This is a genomic window from Borrelia hermsii DAH (assembly GCF_023035675.1).
Classification (GTDB): domain Bacteria; phylum Spirochaetota; class Spirochaetia; order Borreliales; family Borreliaceae; genus Borrelia; species Borrelia hermsii.
The window spans coordinates 136,723-154,217 of record NZ_CP073136.1 but is presented as its reverse complement, the minus strand read 5'-3'; the positions used below and the strand labels follow the sequence as shown (position 1 = coordinate 154,217).

14 protein-coding genes are annotated in these 17,495 nt (G+C 31.1%); 11 read left to right on the top strand and 3 right to left on the bottom strand.

Annotation, left to right across the window (positions count from 1 at the left end; all coding sequences use genetic code 11):
- The first annotated feature begins 6 nt into the window (after positions 1–6).
- Complete coding sequence (locus tag bhDAH_RS00745) at positions 7–618, top strand: superoxide dismutase (protein ID WP_012421929.1); 612 nt, start codon at positions 7–9, stop codon at positions 616–618.
- A 96-nt stretch (positions 619–714) separates the two neighbouring features.
- On the opposite strand, the gene nagB is transcribed toward bhDAH_RS00745, so the two are convergent.
- Together nagB and nagA are read right to left on the bottom strand one after the other, a co-directional pair.
- Complete coding sequence (gene nagB, locus bhDAH_RS00740) at positions 715–1,518, bottom strand: glucosamine-6-phosphate deaminase (RefSeq protein ID WP_012421928.1); 804 nt, start codon at positions 1,516–1,518, stop codon at positions 715–717.
- 29 nt (positions 1,519–1,547) lie between these two features.
- Positions 1,548–2,753 carry an N-acetylglucosamine-6-phosphate deacetylase gene (gene nagA, locus bhDAH_RS00735; protein ID WP_012421927.1) on the bottom strand — a complete coding sequence of 402 codons (1,206 nt, stop codon included), beginning with the start codon at positions 2,751–2,753 and terminating at the stop codon, positions 1,548–1,550.
- A gap of 180 nt (positions 2,754–2,933) precedes the next feature.
- Between nagA and fliD the strand changes: the two genes are divergently transcribed.
- The 5 genes from fliD to bhDAH_RS00710 all read left to right on the top strand — a co-directional run bounded on the left by fliD (position 2,934) and on the right by bhDAH_RS00710 (position 9,151).
- Complete coding sequence (gene fliD, locus bhDAH_RS00730) at positions 2,934–4,934, top strand: flagellar filament capping protein FliD (protein ID WP_012421926.1); 2,001 nt, start codon at positions 2,934–2,936, stop codon at positions 4,932–4,934.
- A 123-nt stretch (positions 4,935–5,057) separates the two neighbouring features.
- The gene (locus bhDAH_RS00725) at positions 5,058–6,062 is read left to right on the top strand and encodes a flagellin N-terminal helical domain-containing protein (protein ID WP_012421925.1); all 1,005 of its coding nucleotides are present in this window, start codon (positions 5,058–5,060) and stop codon (positions 6,060–6,062) included.
- A 128-nt stretch (positions 6,063–6,190) separates the two neighbouring features.
- Positions 6,191–7,309, top strand: a complete 1,119-nt coding sequence (locus bhDAH_RS00720) for a quaternary amine ABC transporter ATP-binding protein (protein ID WP_043924392.1) — start codon at positions 6,191–6,193, stop codon at positions 7,307–7,309.
- A 6-nt stretch (positions 7,310–7,315) separates the two neighbouring features.
- Positions 7,316–8,215, top strand: a complete 900-nt coding sequence (locus bhDAH_RS00715; RefSeq protein ID WP_012421923.1) for an ABC transporter permease — start codon at positions 7,316–7,318, stop codon at positions 8,213–8,215.
- A 36-nt stretch (positions 8,216–8,251) separates the two neighbouring features.
- Positions 8,252–9,151 (top strand): glycine betaine ABC transporter substrate-binding protein, encoded by a 900-nt coding sequence (locus bhDAH_RS00710; protein ID WP_012421922.1) that lies wholly within the window; start codon positions 8,252–8,254, stop codon positions 9,149–9,151.
- Here bhDAH_RS00710 and yidD read toward each other — a convergent pair.
- Positions 9,140–9,406, bottom strand: a complete 267-nt coding sequence (gene yidD / locus bhDAH_RS00705) for a membrane protein insertion efficiency factor YidD (protein WP_012421921.1) — start codon at positions 9,404–9,406, stop codon at positions 9,140–9,142. The two genes, bhDAH_RS00710 and yidD, sit on opposite strands and share 12 nt — an antisense overlap.
- 105 nt (positions 9,407–9,511) lie before the next feature.
- Here yidD and bhDAH_RS00700 point away from each other — a divergent pair, with 105 nt between their 5' ends.
- From bhDAH_RS00700 to bhDAH_RS00680, 5 genes are all read left to right on the top strand, one after another.
- Positions 9,512–10,786: a TolC family protein gene (locus tag bhDAH_RS00700; protein ID WP_012421920.1), complete on the top strand. Its 1,275-nt coding sequence runs from the start codon at positions 9,512–9,514 to the stop codon at positions 10,784–10,786.
- A 12-nt stretch (positions 10,787–10,798) separates the two neighbouring features.
- Positions 10,799–11,776: an efflux RND transporter periplasmic adaptor subunit gene (locus tag bhDAH_RS00695; protein ID WP_012421919.1), complete on the top strand. Its 978-nt coding sequence runs from the start codon at positions 10,799–10,801 to the stop codon at positions 11,774–11,776.
- Positions 11,777–11,791: 15 nt separating this feature from the next.
- Positions 11,792–15,049: an efflux RND transporter permease subunit gene (locus tag bhDAH_RS00690; RefSeq protein ID WP_043924390.1), complete on the top strand. Its 3,258-nt coding sequence runs from the start codon at positions 11,792–11,794 to the stop codon at positions 15,047–15,049.
- 18 nt (positions 15,050–15,067) lie between these two features.
- Entirely contained in the window at positions 15,068–15,361 is a 294-nt protein-coding gene (locus bhDAH_RS00685; RefSeq protein WP_012421917.1) for a PG0541 family transporter-associated protein, read from the top strand.
- Between the two features lie 237 nt (positions 15,362–15,598).
- On the top strand, positions 15,599–17,494 hold the full coding sequence (locus bhDAH_RS00680) for an AMP-binding protein (RefSeq protein WP_012421916.1): 1,896 nt from the start codon (positions 15,599–15,601) through the stop codon (positions 17,492–17,494).
- The last annotated feature ends 1 nt before the right edge of the window (position 17,495 follow it).

Here is a 17,495-nt window from a genome sequence, read left to right as displayed (position 1 = left end):
GAGTTTGTGTTTAAGTTGCCAGAACTTGGTTATGCTTATGATGCTTTAGAGCCGTATATTGATGCTAAGACAATGGAAATTCACCATAATAAACATCATAATGCATATACTGTGAATTTAAATTCTGTTCTTGAGAAGACAGAAATAAATTATTCTAAAGATATTGAGAGTATATTAAAAAATATTCAAAGGTTTCCCAAGGAGTTTCAGACAGCTATTAGAAATAATGCTGGCGGATATTCTAATCATATTTTGTATTTTAGGATTTTAAAGCCCGGGAATAAAGATAATATTTTAGAAAATTTTGAAGAGCATGTGAATTCTACTTTTGGTAGTCTTGGTAATCTTAAGATGGTATTAAAGGATTCAGCTATGAGTATTTTTGGAAGTGGTTGGGCTTGGCTAGTTCTTCATGCAAATAGAGAATTGCAAGTAATATCAAGGCCAAATCAGGACAGTCCTTTAATGGAGGACTATAAACCCATTTTGGGTATTGATGTTTGGGAACATGCTTATTATCTTAAATATCAAAATAGAAGGACTGAATATATTGATGCGTTCTTTAAGGCTTTAAATTGGGAAGAGGTTTCGAGAGTTTATAATGAAATCATAGAATAATATTATTTTTAATCATTGCATGAACTAAACTTAAAGATATTTTTCTTGTGTTTAGTTTATATTGTATTTACTGCCTTAGGAAATTATAATATATGTTTATATATCGTTATTAAAATTATCTTTTTCAATATCATTGAAATACTTTACTGTTCCGACTTTTAGTTCATATGTTGCAGCTTCATCTGATACTATAATTGCATTTTTATGTAACTGCAGCGTGCTAATTGTCCACATATGATTCACTCCTTTTTCAATAGCGTGTCTTAGTGCTCTTGCTTTATTGTGTCCATTTACTATAATCATCACTTCTTTTGAATCCATAATTGTTCCTACTCCTACTGTTAGGGCACTTTTGGGAACTTTATTAATATCATTTTCAAAAAATCTTGAATTTGCAATAATTGTATCTTGAGTTAGAGTTTTAAGTCTTGTTCTTGATTTCAGTGATGACCCAGGTTCATTAAAGGCAATATGACCATCAGGTCCAATTCCCCCCACAAAGAGCATGATGCCACCGTAAGATTTAATTTTATTCTCGTATTCTGTGCATTCATTTGTAAGATTAATAGCATTGCCATTTAACATATGTACATTTTCTTTTTTGATATCTATATGTGAGAAAAAATTGTTCCACATAAATGAGTTATAGCTTTCAGGATGATTTTTATCTAATCCTACGTATTCATCCATATTAAATGTGACTACATTTTCAAATGAGATTTTTCCAATTTTATTCATTTCGATTAAATTTTTATACATCCCAATTGGTGAGCTACCTGTTGGAAGTCCTAAGATAAATGGTTTTTCTTTTGTTGGTGAGAATTCTTTTATTCTCATGGCAACATGATTAGCAGCCCATTTTGAAATGTCATTATAGTTAGTTCTAATGATTAATCTCATTTATTCTCTCCTTATATTTATAAATAAAATCAAAGTCTGTTAAAAATTATTTTTGATTCTATCATTGTTAATTTTAAATTTAAATCCTTATCAAGGACATTTATATTTGCATCATAACCATGACATATGGATCCTTTTTTTTCAAGATTAATTATTCTTACTGGATTGTACGAACTTGCTTGAATGGCATCGCTTAAACTATATCCAAATTCTACTAGATTTTTAATGCCTTGTATCATTGTGCTAGCTGAGCCTGCTATTGTATCGTTTTCTACAATGTGAAATAATCCGTCATTTTTAAGATATACCTCTTCTCCGTTAGCTATTAATTTTCCAGAGGGTTGTAGTGTTGGGGTTAATCCATCAGTTACAAGCACTAATTTGCTTATGTCTTTAAGTTTTCTAAGCATTAAGACAAGTTTTGGATGAATATGATGCCCATCAGCAATAAGTTCACAAGATACATCCCCATGAATTAAAACCGCTCCTATTGCATTTGGATTTCTGTGATCAAGTTTTGACATTGCATTGAAAAAATGAGTTGTGTGAAGTATGCCTACTTGGAAACCTTCAATCATATTTTCATATTTTGCATTGGTATGACCTGCTTGAAGTGTGATATTATTTTCCATGCAAAACATTGCAAGCTCTCTCATACCTTTAAGCTCAGGTGCAACTGTCATTGTTGCAATGTTTGTTCTTTTTCTTCCAAAAGAATCTGTAAAAGTACCCCCTGCTGCATCTATGAATTTTTTCATGATTTCAATGCTTGGTTTTTGAAGATAAGAGATAGGATGTGCACCTTTTTTTTCAGGAGAGAAAAATGGGCCTTCAAGATGAAGTCCTAAAATTTTTGCGCCCTTTTCTTTGCCTATTGCTTCGGTGCATGCTTTGATTGTTGCGATCATTTCTTCGGTTGGACGTGGGTAAAGTGTTGGTAGAAAACCTACTACTCCGTACTCTGCTAAATGTTGTGACATTTTAATTATTGAGTTTGTTGAGCATTGATCAGTTCCATAGCCGTGAAATCCATGTATGTGATTATCATAAAGACCAGGTGTTATATAGTTGCCCTTAACATCAATCATTTCATAGTTTTGTAAGTCAATTTTTTCAAGCCTATCGGCTGTTACGATATCAAAAATTTTACTATCCTTAATAAGGACAGCTGAATTATCTATTTTATCATTTCCTGTCAGTACAGATTTTGCATTAAACAAGCAAAAATTTGGCATATTTACTCTCCTATAAATTTAAATTTTACTATAAGTAAATATCTTTTTTTAAAAAAGCTTGTTTTTTATGTATTTTAATGGGATTTTTGTTGTTAATTTTGTAGTAGGTATGGTTTTGTGTGTAATAATTTATATATTTTTATGTTTTTATGTTAAACTTTTTAGTTAAGAGGTGTTGTAATGTCTTCTGGATTTTTTGTTCCAGGTGTGGATAGTAAATATAATACTAAAGAAATCCGTGAGTCGATGCTAAAGCCTGATAAGGCCAAAATAGATTCATCTGTCAAAAAGCTTGAAGGCTTAGAGCAAGAGAAACGTGCTTGGCAAATGATTAATAAAAAAATCTCTACTCTAAATTCACTTGCAAGGCAAATTACATCTATTAATAGTCCTTTTAATCATATGTCAGGTAATTCTAGCAATGATGATGTTATCTCTGTATCTGCTCGTTATGGAGCTAAAAATGAAACTTATAAAATTGATATTAATCAAGTAGCGGGTTCCGATGTTTTTTTGTCTGCGAATTTTAAACAAAAGGAAATTAATATTCCTACAGGCGATTATGTATTTTTAGTTGGGAATAAAGAAATTAAGATTAGGAATAATGGAGATATTGAGTCTCTTGTAAAGGATATTAATAATAGAGGCAAGGGGTTTTTGTCTGCTAAAATTGTAAAGAGTGATAGTGCAGGAAATAGTAGATTGATTTTGAGGTCTTTAAAGGAGGGAGCGGATAATAAACTTATTATGAAAGATAATGCTTTAAAGCTTGCTAAACAGATAGGTATTTTAAGTGAACTTACAACAAATTTTAGTCCGAATTTAACAGAAATTATTGATAGTCAGCAAAATAGTGGTAATAGGATTTCTCTTGATAAGAATGATCTTGTGTTAGAACCTCTCTCAGAGATTGCAATAAGTATTCCAGATAATATTGAGATTAGTAATAGAAGTAAAATTAAATTTGAAATTAAATATTATGATACGGATGATAAGGGTATTTTAAACGAAATTGTTTTTAATCCTGGAGAGGCTACATTTGAGGGTGCTAAGGTTGAAGGTGAGGATAGCATAATTAATCTTGAGCCTGATCATAAGCTTCCTTTGAAAGAAAAGAAGTATATTCAGATGAATATGATTAAAATTCAGAGTGGTACGGATTCCTTGGAATTGCCACCAATAAATGTTACGAGTGATTTTGAGAAAGTTGAGGTTGAAATTGGTTCACTTTTGGATTTAAAAGAGATCAATATCGAAAATAAAGTTAATAATAAAGTTTTTGTTGTTCGCAATATTGAGATTTTTGATCCAAAGAATAGAGATGGTTACTTGCCAATAAATGCCAAGAGCTTTGCAGAAAATGCAAAGGTGAAGTTTGATGGAGTTGATGTTGAGCGTGATTCGAATATTATTAATGATTTAATTCCTAATGTTACATTGAATTTAAAACAAGCATCAGATGATACTGTTGTTGTTCGAGTTGAGCCTGATTATGAGGGGATTAAAAAACTTTTATTAGATTTTTTGATAGCTTATAATGAGGTTCTTGCTGAGATTAATATTGTAAGTTTAAATGAGAGTAGTTTGGAAGGTCAAAAATCAGATCTCCTGGAAGAATGGTCCTATTTAAGTGAGGAAGAAAAAGAAGAAGCTTATAAAAATTTAGGAATCCTTAGATCTGAGCTTGCATTACAAAATCTTAAATCAAGATTAGAATCAATCATGTTTAATTCTTATAGGACGAATGATCCTAATTTTTCAATTATTAATCAAATAGGGGTATTTACTAATTCTATCTCGTCATCAGGAGGGCTTTCGCGTTATTTGAAGCTTGATGAGAAGAAATTTAATGAAATAATACAAAGCAATATTAGTTCAGTTAAGGAACTTTTTGCAGTTGATTTTAATGATGACCGGATTTATGATGATGGACTTGCTAAGATGATTGGCGATTATCTATCTCTTTTGATAAGTGCTGGAGGATTTGTTTATAATAAGATTAGAAGTTATGATCTAAGAATTCCTAATCAGAAAAATGTGGTTGAAGATTATAGAAAGAAGTATGAGGAAAGGGAGAATAAGGTTGAAGGAGAACTTAATACTTTGGATTTCACTGTAAAGCGGATGAAGGAACAAGAGGAAATCCTTAAATCTTTGAATTTACAGCGACAAAACAGGTAACAAATTTAATTTAAATTAATATTGTATTTATTTTTTTCTTGTTTTTGTGATATCCTTTTAAAAAGACAAATGGATTTGTCTAAATATTAAAATTATATTAATTTATCACGGAGGAAATGATATATGATCATAAATCATAATACGTCAGCTATAAATGCTTCAAGAAATAATAGCATTAATGCTACTAATCTTAGCAAAACTCAAGAAAAACTTTCTAGTGGGCATAGAATTAATCGTGCATCTGATGATGCTGCTGGTATGGGCGTTGCTGGAAAAATTAATGCTCAAATTAGAGGGTTGTCTCAGGCTTCTAGAAATACTTCAAAGGCTATAAATTTTATTCAAACAACAGAAGGAAATTTAAATGAAGTAGAGAGAGTATTAGTAAGAATGAAAGAACTTGCTGTTCAATCTGGTAATGGTACATATTCAGATGCAGACAGAGGTTCTATTCAAATTGAAATTGAGCAACTTACAGATGAAATCAACAGAATTGCTGATCAGGCTCAATACAACCAAATGCATATGTTGTCCAACAAGTCAGCTGCTCAAAATGTAAAAACAGCTGAAGAGCTTGGAATGCAACCCGCAAAAATTAACACACCAGCATCACTAGCTGGATCACAAGCTTCATGGACATTGAGAGTACATGTGGGCGCAAATCAGGATGAGGCAATTGCTGTTAATATTTATGCATCTAATGTTGCAAATCTTTTTGCAGGTGAAGGCGCTCAGGCTGCTCCAGTGCAAGAGATAGGACAGCAAGAGGAAGGTCAAGCAGCTCCAGCTCCAGCAGCAGCTCCAGCTCAAGGTGGAGTTAATTCCCCAATTAATGTTACAACCGCTGTTGATGCTAATATGTCACTTGCAAAGATAGAGGGTGCTATTAGGATGGTAAGTGATCAAAGAGCAAATCTTGGTGCTTTCCAAAACAGACTTGAGTCTATTAAGGATAGTACAGAATATGCTATTGAAAACTTGAAAGCATCATATGCTCAAATTAAAGATGCAACAATGACAGATGAAGTTGTAGCATCAACAACTCACAGTATTTTGACACAATCTGCAATGGCTATGATTGCACAAGCAAATCAAGTACCTCAATATGTATTATCATTGCTTAGATAAATTGAATTTTTCAATAAGGGTCTTTTAATAGACCCTTATTTTTATTTGTGTCAATCAAAATTCTGATATTTTAGTATAATTAATATTGGTCTATGTAGGATTGTAATGTTTTCGCATTGGAGTTTACTTTGTACAAGGTTAGTGTTAAAGTCAGGAACCTTTATAAAACATTTTCTTATAATAAAAATAAAAAACAAATAGTTAAGGCTATAAAGAGTTATGAGAATGGTAAAGATAGGGCTGACATTTACAAGGAATCTTCTGTTTTTATTGCAAATGCAAATATCAGTCTTGATGTTTATGAAAATGAAATTTTAGTTATTATGGGTATGTCAGGTTGTGGCAAATCTACTTTTGTTAGATGTTTGAATGGTATACACAAAATCGATTCTGGGTCTATTTTGGTGGATAATATTGAAATGAATGATATTAATCAAAAGGATCTCTCTGCTTTAAGGAAAGATAAATTTGCCATGGTTTTTCAGAATTTTGGACTTTTCCCACATATGAATGTTTTAAGGAATGTGACTTATGGACTTGAGGTTAAGAATGTCCCTAAAAAAATTAGGATTCAAAAAGCTATTGATATTTTAAAACTTGTGGGTCTTGAAGATTATAAATATAAATATATAAATGAGCTTTCAGGTGGAATGAAACAGAGAGTAGGTATAGCGCGAGCTTTGGTAGTGAATCCCGATATCCTTTTAATGGATGAGGCTTTTTCAGCTCTTGATCCTTTAATTAGAGGAGAAATGCAAGGTGAGCTTTTAAGGTTGGTAGATAAATTAAAAAAGACAGTTGTATTTATTACTCATGATTTAATTGAAGCTTTTAAATTGGGCAATAGAATTGCTTTTATGAAAGATGGTGAGATTGTGCAGGTGGGTAGGCCCTTAGAAATATTAAGGGATCCTAGAACAGATTTTATAGCTAATTTTATTAAGAATCTTCCTGTTTTAAATATTTTAAAAATTAAGGATATTGTTAAAATGGATTTTGCTCTTGGTGCTGCTGCTGATAAATTTAATGTTATTATTGAAAAAGAGAATGATAGTTTTAGTTTGTATGATGTATCTATTAATAAAAGGTATAGTAATCTTGTTTCTTTAAATTTAGGTTTAGATGATGAGATTAAAAGTGTTGTTAAGTATTTAAATAAATTGGATTATTTGCTTGTGAAAGGAGAACAAGGCAATGTTATTGGATACATTGATTTAGGAGAGATTGCTGGCTTATTGGCGAGATAGTGATTTATGAGTAGAGATTTTATAGTTGCTAATATAGATAAGGCTTTTGATTTTTTAGTTGATAATTTTTCAAATTCTAATGGTATAGGGTTTGCAAAAATTGTAATTTTTTTTTACGATAATTTGAAAAAATTGTTTCTTTTAATTAATCCTGTTCTTTTTATTATCATAATTTGTGTTTTAAGCTTTTTATTTTTAAAGAAAAGATTGGCACTTTTGATTATGTTAGGATTTTGCTTTATTTTGTATTTTAATCTTTGGGAAGTTTCAATGGATACGATATCAATTATTTTTGTGTCTGTATTCTTTTCGGTAATTTGGGGAATTTTAATAGGTATTCTAGGTGGATATTATTTAAAATTTTATGTATTTTTAAAACCATTGCTTGATTTGATGCAAGCAATGCCCCCTTTTATTTATTTAATACCAGCTATACCTTTTTTTGGTATGGGCACATCTTCAGCTATTTTTGCTACAATAATTTTTGCGATGCCTCCGGTTATTAGATATACAAGACTCGGAATTATTCAAGTTCCAGGTGAGGTAATTGAGGCTGCTAAGTCTTTTGGAAGTAGTAATATTCGTATTCTTTTCCAGATCCAGTTGCCATTAGCTCTTCAAAGCATAATAGAGGGAATTAATCAGTCAATAATGATGGCAATATCTATGATAGTGATAGCGGCAATGGTTGGCTCGTCAGGGCTTGGCAGGACTGTAATATATTCTGTTGAAAGATTACATTTTGGCGAGGGTTTAATATCTGGGTTAGCTGTTGTGGTAATAGCTATTATTTTAGATAGAATCATGCAAGCTATTTTTATTAAATTTAGCTATTTAAATACTGATAATTATGGAGGGAAAAAAGAAAATAAGTTCAAAAGATTTTTGGAAATGTATAATAAATAATATTTTATTTTTGTGTGGTAGTAGGAGAATTGATTTATGAAAGGTTTATTGATATCTGTTTTTATAAGTTTTATTTTAACTTTGTTTTCTTGTGATAAGGATGATAATTTTAAAGATAGTGGTGACTTACAAAGACTAAGATCAGTCAAGATTGCATATGTTAATTGGATAGGAGAAACGGTTGCTACTAATATTATGAAAGTTGTTTTTGAGAGAATAGGATATAATGTAGAAATATTGCCTGTAACAGCATCTATAATGTATCAGTATTTGGCATCAGGACAGGTAGATGGTATGGTATCTGCATGGATTCCTACGGCTGATAAATTTTATTATGAAAAATTTAAAGATAAGTTTGTTGATCTTGGTGCTAATTATGAGGGAACATTACAAGGATTTGTGGTGCCAAGTTATGTTAAAATTTCAAGCATTGCTGAACTTAAGGGTAGAGGAGCTAAGTTTAAAAATAGAATGGTAGGAATAGATGCTGGAGCGGGTACGCAACTTTCTGTAGAAGAAACCCTAAAGCATTATGGATTAGATAAAGAATATGAACTCATATCTTCAAGTGAGAGCGTAATGCTTGCAAGTTTAGAATCTGCCATTAAGAGGCATGAGTGGATCTTAGTTCCTTTATGGAAGCCCCATTGGGCATTTACCAAATATGATATTAAATTTTTAGATGATCCCTTGTTGTCAATGGGAGGGCCTGAGAATATTCATTCTCTTGTTAGGATTGGGCTTAAAGAGGCTGATCCTGATGCTTATTATTTATTTGATAATTTTTATTGGGGTGATGACTTGTTATTACCTTTAATAGAAAAAAATTATAAGGAGCCGGGACAGGAATATAGAAATGCTGTTGAATTTGTTGATACTCATAAAGAGTATGTCAAAAATTGGGTTCCAGATAGATACAAAGATTTATTTAATTAATCTTTGTCTAAATTCTTTTAATGAGTTTAGTATAGGCTTTTTGGTTGGCAGTGATTCAGAACCTCCTTTAAATAGTGCATTGCATCTGAGTAGTCTTAACGCAATTAAAATAAGAGCTGTTATGATATTATATTTTCTTAGACATTTTAGTGCGTAATTTGAACAGCTAGGTTCATATATGCAGCTGAACCCAATGATTTTAGAAAAAGTTTTTTGGTATATTTTGGTGAGTAAGATAAATATCAAATTGAACATTATAAAAAGCTTTTTTAAGATCCACATGTATACAATAATATTATGTTATTATCATTGTTGTTAAGTTATTATATATGAATAATAGTTATACTATTATTCATAGGAGTGAATATCAAACGCTTAGTATTAATTTTTCTTTTATCGTTTTCTTCTTATGCAGAAATTATTAAGATATCCGCTGAGGATGCTGTTTGCATGGCTTTAAAAAACAGTTTGGATGCTAAGAATGCAGAGTATAGAGAAAAGATAAAAAAATTATATAAAGATAATTCTTGGAATGTTTTTATGCCAAATGTAGGGTTTGCTTCAAATTTTTCAAGGCAAAACTTTTTTATGTCTAGTGTAGAAGGAAGGGAGCATTGGAACTTAGATTTTGGAGTTTCTGCTGATTTCTCAATATCCCCATCTGTTGTTAATAAAATTAGACTTACTGTTTTTAATTATGAGGATGCTAAAATAGCCAGAGAAAAGACCATTAAAAGTATTAGGTTAAATGTTCTTAAAATGTATAACGAGCTTTTAGCTTTTAAAAGTATTTTAGAAGTTTTGAGAAGTCAGCTTGAGAATAGCAAACTTAAATTTGAGCAAGTGAGTGTTGCTTATCGCAATGGTCTTATTTCTGAAATAGATTATATTGATGCTAAACTTAGGTATAGTAAACTTCAACCTGATTTAGATGAACAAATCATTAAGTTTGAAGAGACAGAAGAAAGATTTAAATTGTTATTAGGACTGGATGTCTTGCAAGATTTTGAGACTATAGGGGAATTGTCAGATGAAATATTAGATGTTTCATTGTTTGATGAAGTCATAGATATTAACGAACATCTAGAGGTAAAAGGGTTAAATAATGCTGCTAAAGTTATGCAAGCTACTCTTGATAGTCTTTGGCTAGATGCTTTCTTGCCAAAATTTTCGTTTTCAGTTTCTTATAACCCTGGAAGTATTGCTTTTAGTAATGGTCCAGGTGGTTCATTTAAGCAAGGGTTGGGGGTTTCTTTGGGATTAACTTATAGTTTGACTGAGATTTTACCATTTTCAAAAAGTTTTACAGGGATATGGGATCAAGATTATCAATTAAAAATGTTAAAACATCAAATTGAAAATAAGATTCGTGAATTTAAATCTAATATTATTCAGAAACGTAAAGGTGTAAGACTATATAAATCCATTTTAGATAATTCCAAGATGAATTTGGAGATGTCTAAGAGGAATTATCAGGTGGCTTTCGATGCCTTTAATGCAGGTACCATAGATCTTGTAAAATTAAATGACATTGAAGTTTCCTATAAGCAGAGTGATTTGCAATTTATAAAAGATAAACTAAATTATGCTAATGTAATACTTGAATATAAAGATTTAATAAATGAGTTGGATTAATAAGGATATTTTATGAATTTGATTCTTAATGTGAGAGGTAATTTTAAATATTATTTATTGCTTATAGTTTTATTATTTGCCTTCTCATGTAATGAAGAGACTGATAGTGAAGTTCAGGGAGATATTAATACTAATGATATTTCCAATGATACTATTAATGAGCCTTATAGATTTCCAGTTATTGCTATGAAAGTTCAAAAGGGAGCTTTGAGTAATTACATTCCTTTAAATGGTGATATAGATATCAAAATAAAAGCCGAAGTATTTCCAGATATCGCAGGTAAAATAATATCTCTTAATATAAAGCTTGGAACTTATGTAAAAAAGGGACAAATCATTGCAACACTTGATCCTTCAAAACCAGGTTTTACTTATTTAAAAAGTCCAGTAAGAGCTCCAATTTCTGGATATGTTTTAGCTGTTAGTTGCAAAATTGGAGACACAGTTGGACCTCAAACAAGTATTGCTTTAATCGGCAAAATGGATGTAATGCAGATTAAAACTTATGTTTCTGAGAAATATATCTTAGATGTTAAGGCTGGCAATGATGCAATTATCGAGCTTGAGTCTTATCCTAATGAAAGGTTTAAAGCTAAGATTTCAGAAGTATCACCCGTTTTAGATTTTAAGAGCCGTGCCGTTGCAGTATATCTTGAACCTGTAGGGGATAACTCAAGAAAAATGGTTGTTGGCATGTTTGCTAAGATCAAACTTATTACTAAGCATTTAGAAAATGTGGTCAAAATCCCGAGTCATGCTTTTATTGAAAGAGAAGGCAAGCTTTGCGTATTTAGATTAAATGCAGATACAAAAACAGTTGAAAGGGTTTTTCCTTTAATAGATTTTGAGATAGATAATATTATGTCTATTCGAGATGGTATTAATGAAGGTGATTTAATTGTGATTGAAGGTATTTCTTCTCTTTCTGATGGAGCTTATGTAGATATAGTGGATATTCGGGATGGGCTTGATGTTGAAAACAATGTTTAATTTTTGAGGTTAAATATGTTAGTAAAAAAGATTATTGGCAAACCAATAACAATGTTAATATTGTTTTCACTATTGATTATGCTTAGTATTTATACTTTTTCAAGATTGAAGATAGAGTTGATGCCCAGAATTGAAGAGAATGATATTACTGTTTCTACGCAGTATGCAGGACGTTCCGCAAAAGAAGTGGAAGAAAAAGTAACAAGTATTCTAGAAGGCAGTTTATCCTTAGTAAAGAACATAAAGACAATAACTAGTAAGTCTTTTAAGGGGAATAGCATTGTTGATCTTCGGTTTTATCATGGAACTAATTTAGATTTGGCTTTAAATGAAATAAGAGATGCACTTGAGCTTTCAAAAAACCTTTTACCACAAGAAGTAAGCTTGTATAGGATTTATAGAGGAAGGTCAGGCAATGCGTCAGTATTATCGTTTGTTATGTATGCAGATAGACCTGTTTTAGAACTTAAGAGGTATGCAGATAATATTCTTAAGCCCAAGTTAGAAAGACTTAATGGGGTTGGACGTGTGCAGGTCATTGGGGGTGGAGATAAGCATATTTTAATTGAAGTATCTCAAAATAGGTTGGAGGCATATGGGCTTACTCTGTCAGAGATAGTACCATTTATTTCTTCTCAAAATGTTGAATTTTCGGTTGGCAACATGTTAGATAGCGATTTGGAATACCAGATACAAGTATCAGGAGAATTTCATTCAATTAAAGATTTAGAAGATGTGGTTATTGCTTACAAGAAACCAAGTACTTATTCTTTAGGTAATAATTCGATGGTTCAGGTCAGACTGAGAGATATTGCAAGCGTTAGGAGTGCTTTTCAAGATTTACAAGATTATGCATATTATAATGATAAGCCTTCCATTGTGATATCTGTGCAAAAACAGAGTGGTGCAAATTCCGTTATTGTTGCAGATGCAGTAAGTGCAGAGATTGAAAAAATTAAGCTTGCCCTTCCAAAAGATATATCTTTAGATATTGCTTATGATAATGCTAAACATATTAAAAAGGCTATTTCTTCTGTTGCTGATTCAGCTTATTCTGGAGCAATTCTTGCATTATGTATTATTCTATTCTTTTTAAGAAGTTTTAGAGCTACAGTTATTATTGGCATTACAATACCATTAGCTATAGTTCTTACCTTCTGTTTAATGTATTTTGCAGATATTTCGCTAAATATTATGAGTCTCTCAGGACTTGCTTTGAGCGTTGGTATGCTTGTGGATTGTTCTATTGTTGTAATAGAGAATATATATAAGTATAGGCAAAAGGGTGCCAAACTTATATCATCTGCCATTCTTGGAACACAGGAAATGCTGATGCCAATTATGGCTGCGACATTGACATCGATTTGTGTATTTGCTCCTATGCTTATTTTTAAGGCTGAATTAGACATTATTGGTGATTATGTTAGAGATTTTGCTTTTACTATTGTTATATCTTTAACAGCTTCTTTGTTTGTTGCAGTTTTTTTAGTGCCTGTGCTTTCAAGTTATTATGTTGGGCTTTATACTACTTTTCAAAAACCCATCAAAAATAAACTCATTAAAAGAATTGATAATTTTTTATATGGAATTTATTCTGTTGGAGAGCATTTTTATGTTAAATTGCTAAATTATGTTTTAATTCGTAAGCTAGCTTTTTTGCTTGTTGTTATGTTTAGTTTTATTTTAAGTTTAATTTTATTTCCTTTTTTAAATGTATCTTTATTTCCCTATGATCATTCTTCCTTAATGCATTTTGATTTTAATTTTCCCCATAAAACAAGTTTGGAGAATTCAAAGTTCTACTCAGATAAAATTTTAGAAATTTTAAAAAGTGAAATTAAGGTTTATAAGAGTATTGTTTCTAAAATAAATTCAAGTGGTTTTGCGTTTGAAGTTACATTGCCTTTCAAGGAGGAAGCTAGTGGAGAATTTGTCGGGGATGAAGAAGATATTCGGTATAGAGTTTATAAGCGTGTTGAGAGTCTTTATCCTAATTTTAATTCTAATGCTTTCTCAGAAGGAAATTCTTTTGGTGCTCCTATTGAGATTAAAATTACTGCTTCTGATTTTGAGTATGCAAGAGAATATGGAGAATTGTTAATTAGTCTTTTAAAGAAAAAATTTCCCAATCTTGTTAGTCCTAGACTTAATATACAAGAGGAGCTGCAAATTGATATAGAGATAGATAGGGAAAAGGCCTATTCTTATGGGATTAATATGGAAACTCTCTCAAGAGAGATTAGGGCTAATATTGATGGAATTTCGGCAGGAAAATACATTGAAAATGGGGTAAGTTATGATATCTTGCTTAGGATTAATAGAAGTAATATTGCTAGCCTTAAAGATTTAGATAAAATATTTATTGTAAATGCATTTGGTGTGAAAATTCCCCTCTCTGTAATAGCTAAGCTTAAAAAAACAAAAGGGATTAGCGAGATTTCCAGAGAAGATCAGTCCTTAGTAGTTAAGCTTACAGCAGGTATTGCTCCGGGTGAAAATTTAGCTTTAGTTACAGCAAATGTAGTGGATTTTGTAACTAATAAGGTTCCCCGGAAGGATGGCGTATTGGTTAAGTTTGAAGGAGAATACAGTGAATTTACAAGCAGTATGCAGCAATTTATGGTGATAATTTGTATGGCTATCTTGCTTGTATTTGGAGTAATGGCAGCACAATTTGAATCTCTCTTAAAGCCATTTATTATTCTCTTTACAATACCATTAACCTTAATAGGCGTTGTGCCATTTTATTTTATATCGGGAGAAAAGATTTCTGTTTTTACTGCCATTGGCATGCTTATGCTTGTTGGTGTTGTTGTTAATACGGGTATTGTACTAGTAGATTATATTAATTTATTGCTTAAGAGGGGATTTAATCTTGAAGATGCAGTACTTGAGGCAGGTCGCTCTAGGTTTAGGCCAATTTTAATGTCTGCTTTAACATCAATAATTGGGCTCTTTCCCCTTGCATTCTCAGGTTCAAGTGGCAATAGTCTTATAAAGCCAATTGCTTTTACCTTTATTGGTGGAATGGTTGCTAGCACATTTCTGACTTTGCTTTTTATTCCTATAATTTTTGAAATTTTTTATAAGCTTTCTATAAAAGATTTTATACTTTTTAAGTCATGGGGTTCTGTTGATAAGATTGATGTTAAGGGAGGAAGTGAAGGTTTTGCAAATAGAAATGCAAATAATACCGATATTCTTAAGAGTAATGCTAAGGGGAATTCTAAAGCTGATGCTAATTCGGATGATGTTTTTATTGATGAGGATTAAGGTTAATGAGGAGGATATATGTATAGAGCAGAAATAATTTCTAATATATCCTTGGAGTTTGATCTTCATGAACATATAAGTAGAATAGAGGAAGATTTGGGTGAATATATATATTACTCTAAGATACATAATGTTAAAGGAAAAGGAAGAAAGGGTGAGAAGCAAGGTAATGAAGTTTGGCCTGAAGAGAATTTTATTCTTGTGGTTTATACTAATAAGTTAGTTGTTATAGAAAAGTTAAGAAATGTTGTTGAGATTTTAGAACAAGAATATCCTACTGAAGGAATTAGATTTTTTGTTATAGGGAACTAGATCTTTATTGATTTTTAGTGATTTGTATTTTGCTTTTATAAAACTTTATCTTTATAAGTGATGATTATTGTCAATCTAAATAGTTAGAGAATCCTTAGGTTCATGGCATTAGGTACAAATTCAGGTATTACCCATTGACTAATTGAAGGTTAGTTAAAATTGAATTATGATTTTATTCTTTAAAATGTTATACTTTATGTGGAGTATCGTTATTTTATAAGTGTATAGTAGGATCATATGTCAATAGTAAAAACCTTTTTTGAGATTGCTGAAAAGCGTGGTGATGGGGTTGCACAAATATATAGTGGGGGCAATAAGGATTATATTAGGGTTACTTATGAAGATTTAAAGAATAATGTTTTAAAATTTGCAGCATTTTTAAAAAAGATGGGCTTGGGATATCAGGATAAGGTGTTTATTTGTTCTGAAAATAGAATTGAATGGAGTGTTATAGATTTTGCTATTTTGGCTTTAGGTGCTGTAGATGTTCCAAAGGGATCTGATGTTACTCTTTTTGAAGCTGAAGTAATTATTAATAATATTTTTCCTAATATAATAATAGTGGAAAATTTAAATCTTCTTGATTTAGTCGTTCAAGTTAACTTTGAAATTAAGCCTGTAGTTGTTATTATTGATGATTTAGATGAAAGGGATAAAATACGGTTTAGTAATTTTCAAGTTTATACTTATAAAGAGTGTATTTCAATTGGGGATAAGTCAAGACGAGACGAGGAGATTATTGAAACTTTCAATAATATTAATCCTGATGATATGGCAACAATAATATATACTTCTGGTACTACAGGGAATCCTAAAGGAGTGATGCTTTCTCATGCTAATTTTCTTTACCAGGTGTCTAGTTTTAGTCGCATGATTAGTACTAGTGAGGGGCAAATATTTATGTGTATTTTGCCAATTTGGCATTCATTTCAGAGATCATTTTCTTATAATATTTTTCTTAAAGGTATGACTTGTTTATTTTCAAGTATTGTTCCAAGAAACATGCTTGATGATATTAAAAATATTAATCCTCATTATATTGCAGCCGTTCCTAGGCTTTGGATTGCAATAAAGCAAAATATTTTTAAAGAAGTTGCCAAGAAACCGTTCTTAGCAAGATTGCTATTTAAGGTTTTCGTTAAAGCAGCATGTCTTAATGATATTTGCTATAGGATAATTTCAGGATTGTATCCTGATAATGGATTTGATTTATTAATGCCTATGAAGAAAATTTTAGGCATTTTAGGTTTAGTGATTTTATTTCCCCTTAAAATTTTGGGAGATTTAATTGTTTTTAAAAAGATAAAGAAGGTTTTAGGTGATAATTTTGTTGTTGGAATTACTGGTGGGGGTAGCATGTCTTTATTTGTTGTTAGGTTTTTCAATTCAATTGGAATTGAGCTTGCTAATGCTTATGGATTAACAGAAGCATCCCCTGGTGTTGCGTCTGATGAGCATGGGAAGATAATGCTTGGTACTTGCGGTAAAATATTGCCTGGAACTGTTGCTGAGATTAGGGATGAGAATGGCAATAAGCTTAAAAAACCAGGCAAGGGAGTTTTATTTATTAAAGGTCCTCAAGTTATGCTTGGATATTATCAAGATGAAGATGCTACAAGGCAAGTTATTGGAGATGATGGGTTTTTGAATACGGGTGATATTGTTAAGTTGTCAAAGGATAATGTTGTTCGGATCATAGGACGTGAAAAAGATACTATTGTTTTAAATAATGGGGAGAATATTGAGCCTGCTCCAATTGAAATTAAGCTTGAAGAATCTTTATTAATTGAAAAAGCTGTTGTTGTGGGTCAGGATCAAAAGTTTTTGGGTGCATTGATTCTTCCTAATTTTGAAGAGATAAATAAATATTTAGAAAGCATGGGGCAAAAAATTTTTGATGCTCACAATAGGCAGCAGATTATTGCAAATAATATTGTTCTTAAAGCTATTAATGATGAGATAAGAAAGCTTATTAATAAAGCCAATGGATTTAAGCCTTTTGAACAGATATTAAGATTTGTTCTTTTAGAAAAACCATTTGAAGTAGGCAAGGAGATGTCTATTAAGATGGATGTTAAGCGTAATTATATTTTAAATCTTTATAAAAATGAGATAAAGAATTTATTTTCCTAAA